This window comes from Marinobacter sp. KMM 10035 (assembly GCF_046537445.1).
GTDB classification, from domain to species: Bacteria; Pseudomonadota; Gammaproteobacteria; order Pseudomonadales; family Oleiphilaceae; genus Marinobacter; species Marinobacter sediminicola.
Genome location: NZ_JBBVMG010000001.1, coordinates 2,079,625 through 2,093,417 on the forward strand (window position 1 = coordinate 2,079,625; position 13,793 = coordinate 2,093,417).

The 13,793-nt window shown below is 52.3% G+C and carries 11 protein-coding genes; 7 read left to right on the plus strand and 4 right to left on the minus strand.

Annotated features, from left to right (window positions below; all coding sequences use genetic code 11):
- Positions 1-20: 20 nt before the first annotated feature.
- Genes AADB16_RS09305 through AADB16_RS09315 form a run of 3 tightly spaced genes read right to left on the minus strand, consistent with a single transcriptional unit; the run spans position 21 to position 3,955 of the window.
- The gene (locus AADB16_RS09305) at positions 21-1,799 is read right to left on the minus strand and encodes an acyl-CoA dehydrogenase (RefSeq protein ID WP_410802839.1); all 1,779 of its coding nucleotides are present in this window, start codon (positions 1,797-1,799) and stop codon (positions 21-23) included.
- A gap of 11 nt (positions 1,800-1,810) precedes the next feature.
- Positions 1,811-2,560 (minus strand): acetoacetyl-CoA reductase, encoded by a 750-nt coding sequence (gene phbB / locus AADB16_RS09310; RefSeq protein WP_298447802.1) that lies wholly within the window; start codon positions 2,558-2,560, stop codon positions 1,811-1,813.
- Positions 2,561-2,587: 27 nt separating this feature from the next.
- A complete protein-coding gene (locus AADB16_RS09315; RefSeq protein ID WP_410802841.1) occupies positions 2,588-3,955 on the minus strand; it encodes a malonyl-CoA decarboxylase in 1,368 nt (455 codons plus the stop codon).
- Between the two features lie 149 nt (positions 3,956-4,104).
- On the opposite strand from AADB16_RS09315, the gene AADB16_RS09320 reads away from it, so the two are divergent.
- The 4 genes from AADB16_RS09320 (at position 4,105) to AADB16_RS09335 (ending at position 7,358) form a co-directional block, all read left to right on the plus strand.
- Positions 4,105-4,536: a MaoC family dehydratase gene (locus AADB16_RS09320; protein WP_309043167.1), complete on the plus strand. Its 432-nt coding sequence runs from the start codon at positions 4,105-4,107 to the stop codon at positions 4,534-4,536.
- Between the two features lie 14 nt (positions 4,537-4,550).
- Complete coding sequence (locus AADB16_RS09325) at positions 4,551-5,096, plus strand: hydrolase (RefSeq protein WP_410802843.1); 546 nt, start codon at positions 4,551-4,553, stop codon at positions 5,094-5,096.
- A 96-nt stretch (positions 5,097-5,192) separates the two neighbouring features.
- Positions 5,193-6,713, plus strand: coding sequence for an ATP-binding protein (locus AADB16_RS09330; RefSeq protein ID WP_410802845.1), 1,521 nt, complete (start codon positions 5,193-5,195; stop codon positions 6,711-6,713).
- A 6-nt stretch (positions 6,714-6,719) separates the two neighbouring features.
- A complete protein-coding gene (locus tag AADB16_RS09335; RefSeq protein WP_247115033.1) occupies positions 6,720-7,358 on the plus strand; it encodes a response regulator transcription factor in 639 nt (212 codons plus the stop codon).
- A gap of 18 nt (positions 7,359-7,376) precedes the next feature.
- On the opposite strand, the gene AADB16_RS09340 is transcribed toward AADB16_RS09335, so the two are convergent.
- The gene (locus AADB16_RS09340) at positions 7,377-7,802 is read right to left on the minus strand and encodes an acyl-CoA thioesterase (protein WP_309043171.1); all 426 of its coding nucleotides are present in this window, start codon (positions 7,800-7,802) and stop codon (positions 7,377-7,379) included.
- Between the two features lie 258 nt (positions 7,803-8,060).
- Between AADB16_RS09340 and AADB16_RS09345 the strand changes: the two genes are divergently transcribed.
- From AADB16_RS09345 to AADB16_RS09355, 3 genes are all read left to right on the plus strand, one after another.
- The gene (locus AADB16_RS09345) at positions 8,061-10,403 is read left to right on the plus strand and encodes a molybdopterin-dependent oxidoreductase (RefSeq protein ID WP_410802847.1); all 2,343 of its coding nucleotides are present in this window, start codon (positions 8,061-8,063) and stop codon (positions 10,401-10,403) included.
- A 202-nt stretch (positions 10,404-10,605) separates the two neighbouring features.
- Positions 10,606-12,003, plus strand: a complete 1,398-nt coding sequence (locus AADB16_RS09350; protein WP_298447787.1) for a hypothetical protein — start codon at positions 10,606-10,608, stop codon at positions 12,001-12,003.
- Between the two features lie 48 nt (positions 12,004-12,051).
- A complete protein-coding gene (locus tag AADB16_RS09355) occupies positions 12,052-13,677 on the plus strand; it encodes an AMP-binding protein (RefSeq protein ID WP_410802848.1) in 1,626 nt (541 codons plus the stop codon).
- Positions 13,678-13,793: the final 116 nt, after the last annotated feature.

Consider the following 13,793-nt stretch of genomic DNA (forward strand, 5'->3'; position numbering starts at 1 on the left):
GCTTTACCTTCTGGCTGGTATTAAAATTCAATCTCTGGAAGCGCCATTATGGCATCGTCACCAGATCGTATCGCGCTCAGATGTGATGAACAACGCGGTAAGATGTGGTCAATAAAAAAGCTGGTTGTCGCCAGCTTGCTGGCTGCAAATGTGCTCTGGTCACCCAGATCATTTGCCGCAGCGATAGCTGCTTTCAGCATCAACCAGCCTGCCGTTACTGTGGAGCTCAACATAAGATAGTCGAATGCAACGGCACCGGTGAATTGGTCGTCATTACCCCGCTCGAGAACCACGCGTGTCGCATCCTCAAGGAAGGCGACTGCCTGGTCAAATTTCGCTTGGCGCTCAGCGGTTAACACACAATTGCGTTGCAGTGAGCCAGTGAACGGGCGCATGTCTTCAATCAGTTCAGCCATTGCCTGACCCTGATCGCGAACGGTTTTCCGACCAATCAGGTCCAGTGCCTGAATGCCATTAGTACCTTCATAAATCGGCAGAATGCGGGCGTCACGATAGTGCTGTGCAGCGCCCGTCTCTTCGATAAATCCCATGCCGCCATAGCACTGGATGCCCAGAGAGGTTACTTCCTGGGCAATTTCAGTGCACCAGCCCTTCACCAGAGGTGTGAGCAGGTCTACTCGGCGCTTATAACGAGCCCTGATGTCGTCTGGCAGGTTCTCCGCATTGGCGTAATCGACGGCCACGCAGCCGGTGTAGGCGAGTCCGCGTGCAGCTTCGGTCAAGGTTCTCATGATCATCAGCATACGGCGTACGTCCGGGTGCTTGATGATAGGTGACACGCCTTGTTCGCCGGGAGCCGTGCCTTGAGTGCGCTCCAAGGTATAATCCCGGGCCTGCTGATATGCGCGCTCGGAAATGGACACGCCTTGCAAACCAACGGTCAGGCGGGCGTTATTCATCATTGTGAACATGCAGGCCAAACCACGATTTTCCTCGCCCACCAGATAGCCAATGGCACCCTCATTGTCGCCATAACTCATGACGCAGGTTGGGCTGGCGTGGATGCCGAGCTTATGTTCCAGCGAGACCGCCTGGCAGTCGTTTCGCTCCCCGGGCTCACCGGAAGCATCCGGGAGATATTTGGGTACGGCAAACAGTGAGATGCCCTTTACCCCGGCAGGCGCGTCGGGCAAGCGGGCGAGCACCAGGTGGATGATATTCTCCGCCATGTCGTGCTCACCCCAGGTGATGAAAATCTTTTGACCCTTTATCCGGTATACATCGCCATCCGGACGGGCTTGAGTGCGAATGCCCGATAGGTCCGAACCAGACTGAGGTTCGGTAAGGTTCATGGTTCCGGTCCATTGTCCGGAAATCATTTTCGGCAGTAACAGCTGTTTAAGCTGATCGCTGCCCTTCTCGGAAAGCGCTTCAACCGCTCCTTGAGACAACAGCGGACAGAGCCCCCAGGCCATGTTTGCGGCATGCCACATTTCCTGAACAGGAATGGCCAGTGAGAAAGGCAGGCCTTGGCCACCAAACTCCGGGTCAAACTGCAGGCTAGCCCAGCCACTTTCCGCATACTGCTGGTATGCGTCTCGGAAGCCGGCAGGCGTGACCACATTGAGGTCAGGATCCAGACGTACACCGGTTTGGTCTCCGATGACGTTGGTTGGTGCGATGACGGAACCTGCAAAGCGAGCGGCTTCTTCAAGAATGGCGGCGACGACATCCTCGGATGCGTCTTCATAACCGCACGCTTTGGCCATTTCTGAAAACCCTGCGACCTGCTGCAGGGTGAACATCATCTCACGGGTGGGTGCTCTGAACGCTGTCATGGTTTACTCCCTTAGCTCATGTACTGGCCGCCGTTGACCGACATATTGGTGCCGGTCACGAAGCTTGCTTCGTCCGCTGTGAGATAGACGACGGCTCTGGCAATGTCTTCAGGCTTGCCAAGGTGGCCAACAGGGATGCCCGCAACAATGTTGTTCAGCACTTTTTCAGGTACCTGGCGCACCATGGGGGTGTCGATGTAGCCAGGGGATACCGAGTTTGCAGTTACGCCTTTGCGAGCACCTTCCTGAGCAATGGATTTGGTGAATCCATAAATGCCTGCTTTGGTGGCGGCATAGTTGCTTTGGCCAAACTGGCCTTTCTCGCCGTTGAGCGACGAAATGTTAACGATGCGGCCAAAACCACGCTCGCACATGTTTTCGAACACTTGCTGGCACATGTTGAACATGGAAGTCAGGTTCACATTGATAACCTGATTCCACTGTTCTGGCTGCATTCTCTTCAGCGGTGCGTCGTTGGTGATACCGGCGTTGTTGACCAGAATGTCGATGGGGCCCAAATCCTGTTCTACAGCGGCTGTGAACGCTTTACAGGCTTCAAAGTCGGTTACGTCGAGCGGGTAGATAGCCACGTCAACACCCTCTTCACGAAGGTTGGCCTGCCAGTCTTTTGCTTGGGCTGTGAACTCTTCACCGGGTAGGTGAGTGCCCACCACTTTCCGGCCCTGAGCGGCCAGTGCCTTACACATGGCGGTACCCAGGCCACCGGCTGCTCCGGTAATAACTGCGATACGATTAGTCATGGTGTTCTCCTTACGTTTCAGGGTGGTTTATTTCAAAAGTTTCTTGATATTGGATGACAGGGAAATGGTTCCCTGTGAGGTGTACTGGTTACTGCGATGTACGATTTTTGGAAGCTCGTATAGATAGTTCACCATCAACCCGGCTGATTGCTTTAGGCCTTTATCCGATGTGTCTGCCATCCAGTTGAGCCGCGCGAGTTGCGCGCCATTGCTCAAATGGAAGTTTGCGACAGGATCGTTCGCACGGGATGTGCCTGGCTTGGTCGAACTTAAATAAGTTGCGGCAAGCTTCATGATGGCTTCTTGCTGGGTGCCAGTGGCATCCCCCTGACTAGCGAGCACGGGATCACGTGGCGGCGGTGTGTTGAGCCACTGTTCACCCCCAGGTAACTGCATTAGCTGGTCGGCTGGCGTGCTGTCCAGCCAGCGGCGGAAGCCGGGGATGGGTGACAGGGTGGCGAACTGTTTAAGCTGAGGGAACTCCACTTGCAGCTTGCTGACCACTTGTTTGATCAGGAAGTTACCGAAGCTGATACCCGCCAAGCCTTGTTGGGCGTTAGAGATCGAGTAGAAAATGGCGGTGTCGGCTTTATCAATGTCCTCTGTTGGCGCGTGCTCGTCCAGAAGCCTTTGAACATTGTCGGCAAGGCCATTCACCAAAGCCACCTCCACAAAAATCAGTGGTTCGTCTGGCATGTTCGGGTGAATAAAGGCGAAGCAGCGACGGTCGAAGTCCAGTCGGTTCTTGAGGTCGCTCCAACTTTTGATGGCGTGCACGGCTTCATAGGCGATCAACTTTTCGAGCATGGCACCACTGGAGTTCCAGCTGATCTCTTCCAATTGCAACAAACCGATGTCGAACCACGTGGCGAGCAGGTCGCGAAGATCCGTTTCCAATGGCTTCAGCTGTGGATAATCTTTGCGCAGGCGAAGCAGTTCCTCTCGCATATCCACCAGGAATTTCACCCCGGAAGGTACCCCGTTGAACTGCTTCAATAGTGCCGTTCGGCTGGGTATCAAAGCCTTGCGTAAGGACTGGGCGGCTTCTGTTTTCTCGTTGTGCTTGGCGTTGTGCCATTGATCGATAGCGCTCTCGACGGACGCCTCGTTAACGCCGTAATGCTCTGCAAGCAATCCCAGGAAGCGTGTCCTTCCGGTCGTAGTCAGCTTCAGATAGGCGCGGCCCAACAAAGCGGCCCGCTTGCGAGCTTCTACCTGACCGCCATTCTCAGAGAGGCAGTCGTCTATCCACTCCTTAACGATTGCGATGTCAGATTCCGGGAGGTCTTCCGCAACGCTCAGGATGTCTGAGCCACGTCGGCCTACGGATTCCAGTCCACCTGAAACCAGCTTCTTGAAGGCCCTTTCAAAAATGCTTACGGGTTGCCTCTGCATGACTGCGACTCCCTTGGTGCAAAGCGGGGTTGTTTGGATTGATGAGAGAAGGCTACCAGAGCATTTTGAAAAAACCAAGTAAAAGTACTTGGTTTGATGGATATAAACCAGTAGTGTAGTCGGTGAATGGATCAACATGAGGAAGCACAATGCAAGAATTACACGGGTACTATCTTGAAGATCTGGAAATTGGAATGGAGGCGTTCTACGCCAAGACTATTACTGAAGCAGATGTGGTTTTGTTCGCGGGCATCAGTGGTGACGACAATCCGGTACATATTAATGCGGAGTACGCGAAGACTACGCCGTTTAAAGAGCGGATTGTTCATGGCATGTTCAGTGCAGCGCTGATTTCAGCTGTATTGGGTACGCGTATGCCAGGCCCTGGGGCGATCTATATAGATCAGCAGATTAGATTTAAAGCACCGGTTCACATTGGCGATACGGTGGTTGCGTCTGCAAAAGTTATCGAGATTAACGAAGAGCGTCGCCGAGTAAAGTTGGAAACCATCTGCAAGGTGGGTGATAAGGTTGTTGCGGAAGGTGTCGCCACCAACATGGTTGATCGCCGCCCTGCGTAAGTCTGGAGACTATTATGTTAATGGATATAGAGAAGTCCATCGTTGCGGTTATTGATGTTCAGGCCCGACTATTGGGTGGAGTGCATGAAGCCGATAAACTGGTGAATAACTGCAGTTGGTTGGTTCGTCTGGCAAAGCTGATGGATGTGCCAGTAGTCGGATCGGAGCAATACCCGGATGGGCTGGGGCCCACGGAAGAAGGTTTGCGTGAATTGGTGGGCCCGGCCAATATATACGGCAAAGCTCACTTTTCCTGCATTGACGACCCCGGGTTCGAAAAGGCATTCCTGGCGCATGATCGAAAACAGGTTGTCCTGTGCGGCATGGAGTCTCAAGCCTGCGTGATGCAGTCGGCGATCAGGCTGCTAGAGAAGGGGTTGGACGTATTTGTGGTGGCTGATGCTATTTCAGCGCGTAACTCATACGACACCGAAGTAGCACTGCGTCGGATGGAGCAGGCCGGTGCCAGAATTGTCACAAAAGAAATGGTCGGGTTCGAGTGGATACGACGTTCTGATGCGGCTCAATTCAAGGCTTTCAGCAAAGAGTTCCTGCGCTAGTAAGTCACGGGGTCCTGATGCCTTGTGGCTAAGGGCCCCGGAGACCGTCAGAATAGGGTCCGACCAGGCAACCCGAGTTCAGAGAACCCGTTTCCCATGAAAAATCGCACCCCGGAAGAGGGGCTTACCGCCCTGACCGACGACGCTGAGCGCAACCGCTTGCTGGCGGAAATGGCTGAGCAGTCTACCGATATGATTTCCCGGCACACACCGGAGGATTGGCTGTTTATCTATGCGTCTCCGGCGGTTACGCATTTGCTGGGCTATACGGTCGAAGAAATTGTTGGTATCTCGGCTTACGATCTCTACCATCCAGACGATGTTGAAGACTTCCGGTTGCGGGCACCCACGGTGAGTTATGACCGGGGTTTGTACACCCATACTTATCGCTTTCGCTGTAAAGATGGACACTACATCTGGTTGGAAAGTACCAGCCGGACCATTCGAGACCCGGAGACCAATGATATCCGGGAAATCCTTGTGGTGTCTCGGGATGCAACCCATCGAATCATGGCAGATAAAGCAAGCCGGCGTTTGGCGCGGGTGCTGGAGAGCACTCAGGACCTGGTTATATTTGCCAATCTGGATTTTACCGTTTCGCACCTGAACGAAGCCGCCCGGAAAGCTCTTGAAATGGAGTGCATGGAATACAGCTCGTTCCCGCTCTCGAGGCTTGTGACTGAGAAAGGCCTGGCCACCTTGATGGATGAAGGCTTTCCAGCAGCAAAGGAAACAGGGAGTTGGCGTGGAGAGCTAACGATGCAAAACCTGAACGCATCTCGCATACCGGTCCTGCTCGAGCTCTTGGCTCACCGCTCCTTGCATGGGGATATTGAGTATTTCTCACTGGTCGCTCACGATCTCACCGAGAAAAAAGCAGCCGAAGACCAACTCAAGCAGTATCAGGCCGAAATTGATCATGCCAGCCGGCTGGTCACTATGGGTGAACTGGCATCGAGCCTGGCCCATGAGTTGAACCAGCCACTCTCCGCTATGGTGAATTATCTCCGGGGCATTGAACGGCGTTTTGCGGACAAGCCCACTCTCGCGTGGAGCGATGTGGAACTGCCGATTACTCGAAGCATCCGGACGGCGTTGAGAGCAGGTGAGATCATCCATCGGATGATGGATTTCACGAGAAAGCAGGAGCCAGTCGTTACTCGCCTCAATTTACGGGATTTGATCGGGGAGATGATCAACTTCTGCGAGAGTACGGCGGAAAGGCACAATGTGTCCGTAGTTTTTGAGCCCGACTTGAATTTGCCAGACGTTAAAGGTGATCGGGTGCAGTTGGAACAGGTAGTGTTGAACCTGATCGTGAATGCTGTGGAGGCGAGTGGTTCTGCTGATCGTGACGACGCTGCCATTGTGCGAGTCAGAGTTGTACCTCATGAGAGTGGGCAATTAAGAGTAGAAGTTGAGGATCAGGGGCGGGGGATTTCCGAGGTAGATATGTCTCGTCTTTTTGATCGCTTTTTCTCAACCAAGGAAACTGGGCTAGGAATGGGGCTGGCCATAAGCCGTTCATTGGTAGAGAATCTTGGTGGCGAGCTTTGGGCAGAAAACCTCCCTACGGGCGGCGCACGTTTTTCATTTACTCTCAATATTACTGACTGATAATTCATGACCTCTAAAAACGACGCACAAACAGTTTTCGTTATTGATGACGACACGGACGTGAGAGATTCATTGAAGTGGTTGCTTGAGTCTGTAGGTCTCAATGTTCAAACCTACGAGAATGCGATGGCGTTCTTTGAAGCTTTCGATACCGGCGCGAGTGGCTGTATCGTGATGGATGTGCGAATGCCAGGATTGAGCGGCATTAACGCTCAGAAAAAGCTGCCGGAATACAATATTGAGCTGCCGGTGATCATGATTTCGGCCCACGGTAATGTCGATATGGCGGTGACGGCCCTGACTCAGGGTGCCATTACATTTATCGAAAAGCCATTTGATGACCAAACCCTGATCGATCATGTGCATAACGCATTGGAAAGAGATCGGAGCCGGTCTGTTCATCGTCGCTCACAGTCTCGTATACGGGACTGTTATGAACGATTGACCCGGAGAGAGCGCCAAGTACTGGAGTTGATCGTTAAGGGGTTGTCTAACCAGGAGGCAGCAGACGAACTCGGTATTAACAGGAAAACAGTTGAAGGCCACCGGGCCAATATGACCGCAAAGATGAAAGTAGATTCGTTTGCGGAACTGGTACAGGTAGCCATCGCGCTAGGATTGGTACAGGGTATTACAAGCTTGTAAATCCAACTGCACAACGGGTCAAAGCCGAGCGAGGTTTTCTCTTGCAGCGTCCGGTAACCTGATCGGTCTTTGGGTGTTATCGTCAACGCAAACAATCACCGTTTCAGCGGTCGCGCAACACACCCCATCTTGAAAGATGCCCTGATATAGCTGTATCGAGCTGTTGCCAACATGCGTGACGGCCGTTCCAATATCTACGGTTCCTGGCCAGTGAATTTCAGCGCTCAGTTGCAAATTCAGATTGACGATTACGAAGGAGGTACCAGGTGAAGTGAGTGGTGCTTCCGAATCGTAGATCAGCTCAACTCGCCCCGTTTCAATAAACGTTGAAAATACCGCATTGTTCACATGCCCCTGTCGATCCGTGTCTGCATAGCGCAGTTTGTCGTAGGTGCGATGCGGAAACTGTTCCAGAGTCCAATCTTTAGTCGCGTCAGCTGCCATTTTCGGTTCCCCCTTTCGTCTGGGCTAAAGGAGTCGGAGCATTGCGCACGGCAGTATGTATGTCAAATTGTCCGTCCCTTCCTGGCGCGTAAGCCAGCTTTAGCATGGGTGCGTCATGCCGCTCCCCGTCGTGCTTAAGTGCATACCCATACAGTAATGGGTATTTACGCTTAATTAAATTTGCACAAACCGAGTACAAATACTTGCTTTTGGTCTATGCTGTCTTTTCCTAATAACAAAATGAAGAGGGCTCAACCCATGCCATTTGAGCACGCGAAAAAAGGGACGCTTACCAGTAGTCATTGGGGAACCTATCGAGTTCATGCAGATAACGGAAGTATTACCGCTTTAGAAGGGTTCGAGCGGGATGAAGATCCATCGCCCATCGGACAAGGTATTGTTGATGTGCTGGACGGGCCCATGCGTATTAAAATGCCAATGATTCGGCGTGGATGGCTGGAAAACGGGCCGGGAAATGCAGGGGGCGCTCGGGGAGCCGATGAGTTTGTCGAGGTATCCTGGCCTAGAGCAATCAAGTTGGTGGTGGAAGAACTAAATCGTGTGCGCGATCGCTATGGTAACCAGGCCATCTATGGTGGGTCCTACGGCTGGTCCAGTGCAGGCCGTTTTCATCATGCCCAGAGCCAGCTAAAGAGATTTCTCAACTCGGTTGGTGGGTACACCTACTCACTGAATACATACAGCTATGCAGCGGCTGAAGTCACTTTGCCTCACGTGCTCGGGGACTTCTATTCCATGGTCAATGGCGCAACCAGTTGGGACGTTATCAAGGAGCACACAAGCCTGTTCGTGGCATTTGGTGGGGCGCCTGCCAAGAATGGCCAGGTGACCAATGGAGGTGTTGGTCGTCATGTGCAGAAGCAGGGCATGCTGGATGCAGCTTCTAACGGAGTAAAGGTGGTGAATGTTAGCCCCTTGCGTTCAGATGTTCTTGATGAAATGAACGCAGACTGGGTCGCTCTTTATCCGGGCAGCGATGTGGCACTTCTCCTGGGTATTGCCTACACCCTCCATACTGAAAATCTGGCAGATACTGAATTCTTATCGACCTATACCGTGGGCTACGAACGCTTTCAGCAGTATTTTATGGGCGAGACCGATGGTGTCGTTAAAGACTGCTCTTGGGCCGCGATCAAGACGGGAATCCCAGCTTCTCGCATCCGGGATTTGGCGCGAGATATGGCTCGCCAGCGCACAATGATCTCTGTGAGCTGGTCTCTTACCCGACAGGACAACGGTGAGCAACCCTATTGGGCCGCAATCGCAGTTGCTTCCATGTTGGGGCAGCTTGGGCTGCCTGGCGGTGGTATTGGTTTTGGGTATAGCGCCATGAATGCTATCGGTGCTAATTATCAAGGCATTCCCGGCGCCTCTCTTCCCCAAGGTAAAAACCCGATAAAGAGCTTTATTCCTGTCGCTAGAGTTACGGACCTGCTTCTCCATCCCGGTAAGCGCTTTGAATACAACGGCGTAGTTGGAACCTATCCGGAAATTCGGTTGGTTTACTGGGCGGGTGGCAACCCTTTTCATCACCATCAGGATCTTGTGCGCATGAGAAGGGCATGGCAGAAGCCCGAAACGATTATTGTCCATGAATGGTGCTGGAACGCTCAGGCTAAACACGCAGATATAGTGCTGCCGGCAGCGACCTTTTTAGAGCGTAATGACATCGCTTCATCCAGCCGGGATCCTTTCCTTGTGTACATGCAAAAAGCTGCTGAGCCTGTAGGTCAAAGCCTGACAGACTATGAAATATTCAGCGCGCTGGCAGAAGAGTTAGGCGCGCGAGAAGCTTTCACAGAAGGCCGCGATGAAGAGCAATGGTTGCAGGTCATTTATGACGAAACCCGGCAAAAAGCGGGTGGCAGTGGTATTGATTTACCAACTTTTGAAGCGTTCAAGGCAAAGGGGTGGTTCGAGAACTCGATGCCGAAAGAACCACAGGTTTTAATGAAAGCCTTCCGCGAGAACCCTGCGGCGAATCCACTTGGAACGCCAAGTGGGAAAATAGAGATATTCTCTGAAACTGTCGCTGGCTTCGGTTATGAAGAATGCCCAGGCTTTCCATTTTGGAGTGAGCCCAAAGAGTGGTTAGGGCAGGAATCCCCCGAATACCCCTTGCACCTGATTTCCAATCAGCCGAAAAACAAACTGCACTCTCAATTGGATCACGGTTCTTATAGCCGGAAGTCGAAGATAAATGGCCGAGAGCCAGTGGTTATTCACCCGGTTGATGCAAAGGCCAGAAACATTGTAGACGGCAGTTTGGTTCGCCTTTTCAACGGGCGCGGTGCCTGTTTGTGCTCTGCCGTCGTGAGCGACGAAGTGCGCCCCAGAGTTTTACAGCTGAGCACGGGGGCATGGTTTGACCCGCCACAACCGGGAGATTCAGCGATATCTTGCCGGCATGGTAACCCGAATGTTCTTACCCGGGATCAAGGAACATCCCGCCTGGCCCAAGGGCCGAGTGCATTGTCATGTCTCGTAGAAATTGAATTGTTTGAGGGTGAAGCTTCGGCTATGCCGATGGGCGCCTTTTCGCCTCCCGCAATCCGTAGCGAGCCTGTTCCGGGTTCATAAACCTCCAGTTTTTAAACTGTGTAACACCTGGTCAGTGACAAGAAATGTACTCGTGCTATTGAGCAGCACCCGGAGATAAATACACTCGCCCACTTTATCGAGTAAAAACCCTTGATCAAGTGGGTATTAATGACTAGTATTTGGGTGGGAATAGTCTCTTCCCTATGCAATTCGAAACTCAGTTGGATGGAGAACAACAACAATGTCCCTAAAAAAGAGATCAACTGGCGGTGAGCAGCCGTCAGCCTTGGGCGCACTGAACCTTCGTGTGCCCTTTGTGCATTACAAAATTGAGATTCCGGATATTCTGCAAGGTGCGATCTTGTGTGTCGTTCCGCTGAGTATTACCGCACTGATGACATCTGTTCTGGGGATTCCGTTTGAAATTGCCGTTGCTTTTGTCCTCCTCAACAACATTCTCTATCTGGTACACACGCATTTCGGTGATCCCACGGTTGCCGGTTGGATTACAGCCGGGATTCCGCTGTATGTAGCCTTCTTGTCGAGCTACCCAGAGGGGGACGCCAGAATACTGGCGTTAATTGCCTTACAGTTAACCGTCTCAGCTATATTTCTTGGTCTGGGGGTGTTCAAGGGGGCTGATGCGCTGGTGCGGAAAATGCCTGCGTCACTGAAATCAGGCATTTTAATCGGTGCGGGTATTTCGGCCATCATGGGCGAGTTTGGCGCGGATGGCCGTGTATGGACAATGCCTATTACCATCTTGACGGGCGCTGTGCTGGGCTTTTTTATGTTGTTCTCAGAGACAGCAAGCCCACTTCGTGCCCGATACGGTTTCTTTCGCTTTGTCGCCCAATACGGCATAGCTGTGCCTTTTCTGATTGCTTATGTTTTGGGCCTTATTATCGGTGAGGTGGATGCGCCTGTTATTGAGTGGGGTTTTACCACCATTCCTTTGGGCACTATCTTGCGAGACTACAGCGTGTTCGGGCTGGGCATGCCACCACTGCAATATTTTATTGATGCGATTCCTCTTGCGCTGGCGGCTTATATAATTGCCTTTGGCGACATATTGGTTATGGATTCTCTGTTCAAGAATGCTGATGCTGTTCGCAAGGACGAAAAACTGGTTTTCAGCCCGCGCCGGAACAGCATCATCGTGGGTATTCGCAATTTGGTGCATGGAATCTTTGCACCCTTTATCAGCCTATCTGGCCCAGCGTGGACCGGTGGTCAAGCGTTGGTGATTAACCGCTACATGAATAACCCACGTTCGGTGATGGACAGCTATTGGGGTGGTGCGACCAGCCTGTACTGGGGCATGACCATTGCCGTTGTGTTGGTTCCTGTTGTGACGTTATTCAAGCCTGGTCTCAATATCGGCATGGCGCTTACGTTGCTGATCCAAGGGTATCTGTGCGGGTATCTCGCCATCGAAATGCTTGATCGTCAGACCAATCTTGAGCGTGGCATCGCGGTTATTGTCGGTTCCGTACTTGCCGTGCAGGGAGCCGCCTGGGGGTTGGGTGTCGGGCTTGTACTCTGGTTCTTCCTGGAGAAGAACTGGTTTGCGGATGCATACGTTGCAAAGCATCACGATGACGAAATGGCAGACGATACCGCAACCGAACAACGTTAGTTGATTGCGGCAAAGCACGTTTGAACGAACAACTAAGGGTTTAAAGTAATGGATAATATGTTTGAGCTCGGGCTCGATAAAACAGACGCAAGCTACACGCCCCTCACGCCGATTTCTTTTATACAGAGAACGGCCCTGGCGCACCCAACCCGCACCGCGGTTATCCACGGCAGCATCCGTCGGACATGGGCGGAAACCTACCAACGCTGCTTAAAGTTGGCATCTGCCCTGCGAAAACTGGGCGTTCGGAAAGGGGACACAGTAGCGGCACTCTTGCCAAATATCCCCGAAATGCTGGAACTGCATTTTGCGGTGCCAATGATTGGAGCTGTTCTGAACGCCCAGAACACCCGGCTTGATTCCAAAACCATGACTTTCATGCTCAACCATGGGCGTGCAAAAGTGTTCTTTACCGACATGGAGTACAGTGATCGGTCCCGTGATGCTCTTGTCGGTTGTGATGCCAAGCCGATTGTTATTGATGTTGATGATCCTAATTTCGCTGGCGGCGAACGGATTGGCAAGATGACCTACGAAGATTTGCTGGCGACGGGTGATGACGATTTCGCGTGGGATATGCCTGACGACGAGTGGCAGGCAATTGCCCTGAACTACACGTCAGGCACTACCGGGAATCCAAAAGGTGTGGTTTACCATCATCGTGGCGCGCATTTGAACGCTTTGAGCAATATCATCGGTTTTGGGTTGCCATCAGGCGCGGTTTACCTCTGGACACTCCCGATGTTTCATTGCAATGGTTGGTGTTATCCATGGGCGGTAACCGCTGTGGCAGGTACTCATGTGTGCCTGCGCTCTCCACAACCTAAGCCAATATATGATGCCATTGCCGAGTACGGGGTTACCCATCTTTGCGCTGCACCGGTTGTGTTGAATATGCTTATTAACGCCCCCGAAGAATATAAAAAGCCGTTCAGCCAGCAGGTAACCGCAGCGACCGGTGGCGCGGCACCTCCCGCGGCAACGATTGCAGCTATGGAATCCATGGGGGTGAAAGTAGTGCACCTGTATGGTTTGACAGAAACCTATGGTCCCAGCCTGATTTGCGAATTCCAGGATGAGTGGCATTCCCTGGATGGCAAGGGCAAAGCGGCGAAGATGGCCCGGCAGGGGATACTGTCATTGTCCATGGCGGACATGATGGTGGCAGACCCTGTGACCCTCGAGCCAGTTGAACAGAACGGCACGGCGATTGGTGAGCTGTTTGTTCGGGGCAACTCCGTAATGAAGGGGTATCTGAACAACCCGGAGGAAACTACCAAATCCTTTGGCGGAGGTTGGTTCCATACTGGAGATTTGGGGGTATGGCACACCGACGGCTATGTGGAAATTAAAGACCGCTCCAAAGATATTATCATTTCGGGTGGAGAGAATATTTCGACCCTTGAGGTGGAAAGTACGCTCTACGATCATCCTGCGGTACTGGAAGCAGCGGTTGTTGCAGCACCCGACAACCACTGGGGTGAAATACCCTGTGCGTTTATCACCTTGAAATCCGGCAACGATCACCTCACGGCAGCGGACATTGAAACCTATTGCCGGGCAAATCTAGCAGGCTTCAAAGTACCCAAGAAAATTGTATTTATGGATGACTTGCCAAAGACATCGACGGGGAAATTGCAGAAGCACGTGCTGAGGAGTCAGCTTACCGGTTAAGAATGAGCGTGTATTAATTTGACGATGACATTTCCCCGGCCCATGCCGGGGTTTTTTGTAAGTGCGCTCAGGAAAAGTAGATTGGCATTCTGATTGCTGAGGAGGCTGCAGCTGGC

Coding starts and splice junctions, on each gene's coding strand:
- AADB16_RS09305 (WP_410802839.1), bottom strand. CDS start 1,799: ATGACAGCGTTCAGAGCACCCACCCGTGAGATGATGTTCACCCTGCAG.
- phbB (WP_298447802.1), bottom strand. CDS start 2,560: ATGACTAATCGTATCGCAGTTATTACCGGAGCAGCCGGTGGCCTGGGT.
- AADB16_RS09315 (WP_410802841.1), bottom strand. CDS start 3,955: ATGCAGAGGCAACCCGTAAGCATTTTTGAAAGGGCCTTCAAGAAGCTG.
- AADB16_RS09320 (WP_309043167.1), top strand. CDS start 4,105: ATGCAAGAATTACACGGGTACTATCTTGAAGATCTGGAAATTGGAATG.
- AADB16_RS09325 (WP_410802843.1), top strand. CDS start 4,551: ATGTTAATGGATATAGAGAAGTCCATCGTTGCGGTTATTGATGTTCAG.
- AADB16_RS09330 (WP_410802845.1), top strand. CDS start 5,193: ATGAAAAATCGCACCCCGGAAGAGGGGCTTACCGCCCTGACCGACGAC.
- AADB16_RS09335 (WP_247115033.1), top strand. CDS start 6,720: ATGACCTCTAAAAACGACGCACAAACAGTTTTCGTTATTGATGACGAC.
- AADB16_RS09340 (WP_309043171.1), bottom strand. CDS start 7,802: ATGGCAGCTGACGCGACTAAAGATTGGACTCTGGAACAGTTTCCGCAT.
- AADB16_RS09345 (WP_410802847.1), top strand. CDS start 8,061: ATGCCATTTGAGCACGCGAAAAAAGGGACGCTTACCAGTAGTCATTGG.
- AADB16_RS09350 (WP_298447787.1), top strand. CDS start 10,606: ATGTCCCTAAAAAAGAGATCAACTGGCGGTGAGCAGCCGTCAGCCTTG.
- AADB16_RS09355 (WP_410802848.1), top strand. CDS start 12,052: ATGGATAATATGTTTGAGCTCGGGCTCGATAAAACAGACGCAAGCTAC.